Raw genomic sequence first — 6045 nt, forward strand, 5'->3', positions numbered from 1 at the left:
CGTCTGGTGGCCCCAGCCCCGCGAGCGCAGGTGGAAGAGCAGATCGTGCGGCTCCCACTGGCGCAGCGCGGTGAGCGTCTCCTCCGACGCCGGCACGTCCAGCCCGTTCTGCACGAGGATGCCCGTCTCCGCCAGCAGGCGCACGAGCTCGCGGAGCGTGGCGGATTCGATGCCGGTGTTGAACTGGTTGAGCCGCGCCAGCAGCGTGGGGCGGGCCATGTCGAACAGGAGCGACACCACACGCCGATCATGCAGCGCCGCGGTGGCGTGCACGGTGGGGCAGTCCAGCACCGCGTGGCCCGCCGCCATCCGCGTGTGCGCGAAGCGCGACAGCTGCAGCGGCACGTTCGCGTCGAAGCTCGCGCGGCGCCGCAGGAAGGACGCCGACGCCGGCGTGAGCGTCATCAGCAGGTTGCCGCGCTCCTCCACCGTCCACGACAGCAGCCCGCCGTCCCCCGCGAGATCCAACCAGTACCAGGCCAGCGACGCGTCCGTGCCCGCCGCGGCCGGCACCTCCGTCTCCTGGATGCCGCCGTCCGCGAGCGACTCGAAGACGGCGCGCACGCCGGGGGCCAGCAGCCCCAGCCGCAGCGAACGACCCGGGCCTTCCAAGCGTGCGTCGTCCGCGTCGGGGCAACGCAGCGCCACGCCTTCGGCGAGCGACAATCTCATGCTAGCGGCCTCACGGTTCCGCACCGTAGAACCGGGTCGGGTTTTCCCAGAGAACCTTTCGTAGACGACTTTCGGGCATCAGGTCACGCAAGGACAGCATGGCACCCAGGACATCGTCTCCGTGGTCCAGATGCGGGAAGTCGCTTCCGAAGAGCAGCCTGTCCTCGGGCAGATGTCGCATCATGTCGGGCAGATAGGGCTCATCCGGCTCCACGGAGACGAAGCAGTGCCGGCGCAGGTAGGCGGATGGAGCCTGTCGGACGGTGGCGGAGACCTCGGCGCCCACGGCCTGGTGCTCCGCGTCCAGGCGCCAGGACCAGTAGGGCAGCCAGCCGCAGCCGGCTTCCATCGCGCCCACGCGCAGTGTGGGGTGGCGCTCCAGCACGCCGCCCTGGAGGAGCGCGAGCAGCCCCATCATCAGCTCCATCGGGTGGGCGCACGCGTGGTTGGCGAAGCGGGTGTCGAAGCGGTCCGCGCCGGCCGACGGCACGTAGACGTGGCCGCTGCCGTGCAGCACCACCGCGATGGAGCGGGCTTCGCACTCGGTCCAGAAGGGCTCATACGCCGCGTCCGAGAGGAGCCGGCCGCCGATGGGGTTGGGGCGCACCATCACCGCGCGCCAGCCGAAGCCCGCCACCCGGCGCAGCTCCGCCACCATGGCCTCCGGTTCGTGCCGGCTGATGAGGCCCACGCCCCGGAGGCGCTCGGGGTGGTGCGCGCAGAAGCCGTGCAGCCAGGTGTTGTAGACGGCCGCGAAGGCGGTGGCCACGCGGGGCTTCAGCGGCCAGAAGCCCTCCAGCAGCAGCGCGTACGTGGGGAAGAGGGCCGCGACGTCCACGCCGGTGCGGTCCATCTCCGCCAGGTACACGTCCGGCCGCTGGAGCAGTTCGTTGCGGCCGAGCTGCCGGTAGGAGCGCGCGGAGAACTCCACCCACGCGCGCTCCGGCATGTGGTTCCACAGGGGTTTGCCGTCCACCTCCGGCAGGGGCTGCACGGGCAGGAGGCCCTGGGGCCCCAGCCGCTCCAGCCGCGCCTGGAGGGATTCGTCCGGGAGCCGTCCGGGCCGGGGCGCGTGCTTGCGCAGGCCAGGCTCCAGGTGCTCCGCCCAGAGGCTCAGCGGCTCCAGGACATGGCGGTCCGCGTCGAAGATGTGAAGGCCGTCACGCATCGCTCACCGTCCCCAGCTCGCCAGCTCGTCGCGCACGTCCTTGAGCAGCGCTTCCAGCAGGCCAGTGCGGCGGGCCTGGGTGCGCAGCGCCTGTTCGTCGTCGGCGGCGAGGGCCGCGAGCGCCCCGGGGTGTCCGCCCCGGGCCGCCACCGCCGCGTCGCACAGCTCGCGCAGGAACTCGTGGTGCTGCGGCTGGAGCGTCTGGAAGCCCTCGCCCCAGCGGGAGACGAAGTCCACCAGCACGTCGCGGGATGCCTCGGGCACGTCGCGGCGGTCGGGCAGGTCGCGGCTCAGCCGCACGTACAGGTCCGGGAACACGTCGCGCATCGCCGTGGCGAAGGTGGCCGGGACGTAGACGGGCTGCGTGTCCGGGATGAAGTCGCCCTGGCGCTCCGCGGCCAGCACCGCGTCGAAGTCGGTGAAGAGGCGCTCGTGGCGGCGGCGCTCGTTCTGGTTGCGCGCGAGGAAGAACACCGCGCGCGGCAGCATCGTGGGCGCGGTGCGGCGGACCTCGGCGAGCGTGTCGCCCAGCACCGCGCGCTCCGCGGACGTGAGGGCCCAGGCGCCGGTGGCCTCGCGCAGGAAGCGGTCGGTGACGGTTTCGGACCAGACGGGCTCCTCCACCCGGGGGAAGCGCAGGATGCCGGCGATGAAGCCCCGGATGCGCTCACAGGCTGCGTCCCAGGTGGACAGCCGCTCCACCAGGTCGCGGAAGCCTTCGAGCAACTGGGGCCGCGTCATCCCCAGGGGCATCACGTTGAGCACGATGGCGCCGCGGTCTTTCGAGTGCGCCTTGCGGGGCGTGGCGAGCCGCCCTTCCGCGCGCAGCCGCGTCCACAGCTTCGTGCCTCGAGGGGCCTGGAGGGGCGCCACCACCACCCACGGCAGGTGCGAGCGCTGGATGTTGGCGTGCAGCGAGTCGAAGACGGCGGGCGTGTCGTGGTCGAACCCGACGATGAAGCTGCCCCGGGGCCCGATGCCGTGCGCCTGGATGCGCAGCAGGTCGCCCATCAGGTCCGCGCGCACGTTCTGGTGCTTCTGCGCCTCCTTGAGCGCGGCGGGGTCGAAGGACTCGATGCCGAGCACCACGGTGTAGAAGTTGGCGTCCGCCATGCCTTCCAGCAGCTGCGCGTCGCGGCTCAGGTTCATCGTCACCTGGGTGAAGAAGCGCAGCGGGCGGGGCAGGGCGCGGTTCAAGGGCACGAGCCCCGCGAGCACCTCCTTCGCGTAGCCCGCGTCCCCGATGAACTCGTCGTCCGCGAAGAAGACGCCCTCCGCGCCCAGCGCCGCGTGGCTCCGGACCTCCTCCAGCACCTGGGCCACCGGCTTGTGCCGCTGCTTGCGGCCGTACAGGTAGATGACGTCGCAGAAAGAGCAGTCGAACGGGCAGCCGCGCGTCGTCTGCACGGAGCCCCAGGCGTAGCGCGGGAAGTCGGCCGCGATGCCGTCCCAGCGTGGCGGAGGGCTCTCGCTGAGGGCGGGCTTGTCGATCTGCCGGTACTCGGGCGCGTACTCGCCCTGGAGGTAGTCCGCGAGGAAGCGCGGCCAGGTGCGCTCGGCCTCGTTGACGAAGAGGGCGTCGAAGAAGCCCCGGTAGTCCTCCGGCGCGGCGGAGATGGCGGGCCCGCCCGCGACCACGGTGGCGCCCCGGTCGCGGAAGAAGCCGCCCAGGAAGCGCGCCTGGTACGTGAGCGCGGAGTACATCACCGACACGCCGACGATGTCGTAGTCACCCAGCGGCGTGTCCACGCGGAGCTGGCCGTGCAGCTCCTCGTCCCAGATGTCCACGGTGAAGGTGTCCGGCGTGAGCGCCGCGAGCGTCGCGCAGGCCAGCGGCGTCATCGTCGCGCGCTTGACGAGGCCGCGCTCGGGATCGAAGTCCTCCGTCTCCCGGTCGACGTGGCGCCGGTCCGGGCCGCACTGGACGAGCAGGATGCGGGGCTTGGAAGGAGGGGACGGCGCCATGGCGCGCTCAGAAATAGAAGGGCACGGGGTTGAGCTGCGCCTCGGTCAGGGGGGCGGCCAACCACCCCATCCGCACCGGCACGTCATACAGCCGGCCGGGGCCCAGGCGGGGCCAGAAGTGTCGCAGGCCCGGCACGATGACCTTCACCGCGGACAGCCCCACCTCCGGGCGCCCCTGGTCCACCACCAGCGTCTCCAGCCCCACGCGGGCCGCGCGCTCGACACAGGCCACCACGTCGTCGCGCAGGTCGTCATGCTCCACGCGCGGGAAGTCGAAGCGGACGCGCGGGGGGGCCGCCTCGTCGGGAAGGAGCCACGAAGGGTCCGCGTGCGCGCGCGTGTCCCACGGCGACGGTGACGTGTCCTTCGGGTCGTAGCACTGGGCCACCTCCGTGAGCGCGCGCTGCACGGCGAGCTTCGCGTCGAAGTGGCTGCCACAGCCGGCCCAGGCGCGACCGCGCTCCGGGGACAACGCGAGCGCGACGAACACCGGGATGCCCAGGTCGTGCGTGAGGTCGAGCACCCACAGCCGCAGGCCCAGCGTCCGGTAGTGCGCTTCCACGGAGGCGAACCACGGCTCGTTGAAGCTGCCCAGGTCCACGCGCGGACGGCGCAGGCGGTTGTACCACCAGAGCGCCACCGCATCGCGCTCCACCAGCTCCAGGAAGCCCTGGAGGATGGCCTCCTCCACGCAGTTGCCGGCCGCGTTCCCGTTGGAGTTGAAGAGGCAGAAGGGCCCGTCCCCGGGCGACGGCGCGAAGAGGTACGCGAACGACGTGGGCACGTAGCGGTGCTCGCCGTGCGTGAGCGACCACGCCGGGCTCCAGTCCATCGGTTGATCCGCGTAGGGCCGGGGCACGGCGGTGCGCGCATCCCGGTGGCGTGCGCCGTCGGGCCGGTTGCTGAACTGCGCGGCGCTGAAGTGCTGGAGCGCGTCCGGGTGCACGGCCTGGGGGCCCAGCGACGACGCAGTGGCGTGGACGCGGGGCTCGTCCCCCTGGAACACGGCGCTGTAGCGCTCCAGGGCCTCGCACAGCGCGCCCGCGCGGGCCTGGGCCTCGGTGCGTCCCTTGCCGCTGGCCACGCGGTGGAAGTCGTCGGAGGCCGGCGCGTCCGTCCACGGGCACACGCGGAAGAGGGCGGACTGGACGTGGCCCAGGGGCGCGTCACCCGGCACCGCGCGCAGGTCGCTCACCACGCCCGTCACCGGGCTGATGAGGTGACGGTGGCGCTCCCACGTCTCCTCGGGCGTGAGGATGCGGTGGCCGCCGTCCCCGGTGAAGCGCTTGGGGCGCGAGGCCAGCACCAGCGGCCGCCGCGCGCGCGCCTCCAGCCACGTCGGGTCGCCGCAGTCGGGGCACTGGGGCCGCCGCGTCACGGCATGCGACTCCAGCTTCCAGGTGGCGAAGTCGAGCGTCCACAGCCGCGAGTGCCGCGCCGTGTCCCCGTCCACCACCCACCGGGCGACGAGGGTGGCCGCGAACGCCAGCCCCGCCTGGGCCGTGGTGGGCAGGCCGGTGCGCGGCGGCTGGTGCGCGTGCGTGCGTCGCCCCTTGCGCGACAGGTACTGCTCGACGGGGCGGTTGCCCCAGAGCCGCTCCGTGAGGCACGTCCAGCACGCGCCCGCTCCGGGCGCGAGGACGGGGCCCGCATGACACGCGGAGCCCGCGACCTTCACCGGCAGGAACGCCACGCCCGCGCTCCGGGCCGCCCGCGCGAGCTTCAGCGCCTCCGGGGACAGGTAGTCATCCACCAGCAGGACGTGGCGGTCCGCCTCGTCGCGCACGTCCAGGCCGGTGTCGCGCAGGGCGTCCTTCAGTCGCTCCACGTCCTCGCCCGCCACGGCGCGCACGGCGACGGGCGTGTCCAGCAGCCGTCCGGCCGCCACCGCCGCGTCGATGCCCAGCGACTCCCAGAACCCGGCGACCTCCGGGTCGAACACGTCCTCCGCTTCCTCCACGTGGCCGCGCTCCTCCAGGAGCGACAGCGCGTAGAGCACCTCTGGAGCGGAGGCCTGTCCCTCCAGCTCGGAGATGACCTGGGCCACGGTGCGCTCGCCATCCAGCAGGGGCACGACGCGCGCGTGCAGCGCCCCCTCCAGGAGGAAGTGGGAGCGCTCACCGACGAGGAAGACACGCTGGGCATCGAGCACCTCGACGCGCAGCTGGGGCTTGATGCGGAGGACTCGGTTCATGAGCAGGCGGGCGAGCCTACCCGGGGCGGGGGGCGCTGGATACGAC

Annotated in this window: 4 protein-coding genes; all 4 read right to left on the minus strand. The window is 72.8% G+C overall.

What is annotated here, in order from left to right; translation table 11 throughout:
• The coding region (locus D7V93_RS35890; protein ID WP_147451520.1) for a hypothetical protein at nt 1–672 on the minus strand (672 nt) is incomplete at its 3' end.
• A 10-nt stretch (nt 673–682) separates the two neighbouring features.
• Nucleotides 683–1840, minus strand: a complete 1158-nt coding sequence (locus tag D7V93_RS35895; RefSeq protein ID WP_120647646.1) for an amidohydrolase family protein — start codon at nt 1838–1840, stop codon at nt 683–685.
• 3 nt (nt 1841–1843) lie between these two features.
• Nucleotides 1844–3805: a B12-binding domain-containing radical SAM protein gene (locus tag D7V93_RS35900; protein WP_120647647.1), complete on the minus strand. Its 1962-nt coding sequence runs from the start codon at nt 3803–3805 to the stop codon at nt 1844–1846.
• 7 nt (nt 3806–3812) lie between these two features.
• Nucleotides 3813–5999, minus strand: coding sequence for a TOMM precursor leader peptide-binding protein (locus tag D7V93_RS35905; RefSeq protein WP_120647648.1), 2187 nt, complete (start codon nt 5997–5999; stop codon nt 3813–3815).
• Nucleotides 6000–6045: the final 46 nt, after the last annotated feature.

The sequence above is a fragment of the Corallococcus llansteffanensis genome (assembly GCF_003612055.1).
Classification (GTDB): domain Bacteria; phylum Myxococcota; class Myxococcia; order Myxococcales; family Myxococcaceae; genus Corallococcus; species Corallococcus llansteffanensis.

Coding starts and splice junctions, on each gene's coding strand:
- D7V93_RS35895 (WP_120647646.1), bottom strand. CDS start 1,840: ATGCGTGACGGCCTTCACATCTTCGACGCGGACCGCCATGTCCTGGAG.
- D7V93_RS35900 (WP_120647647.1), bottom strand. CDS start 3,805: ATGGCGCCGTCCCCTCCTTCCAAGCCCCGCATCCTGCTCGTCCAGTGC.
- D7V93_RS35905 (WP_120647648.1), bottom strand. CDS start 5,999: ATGAACCGAGTCCTCCGCATCAAGCCCCAGCTGCGCGTCGAGGTGCTC.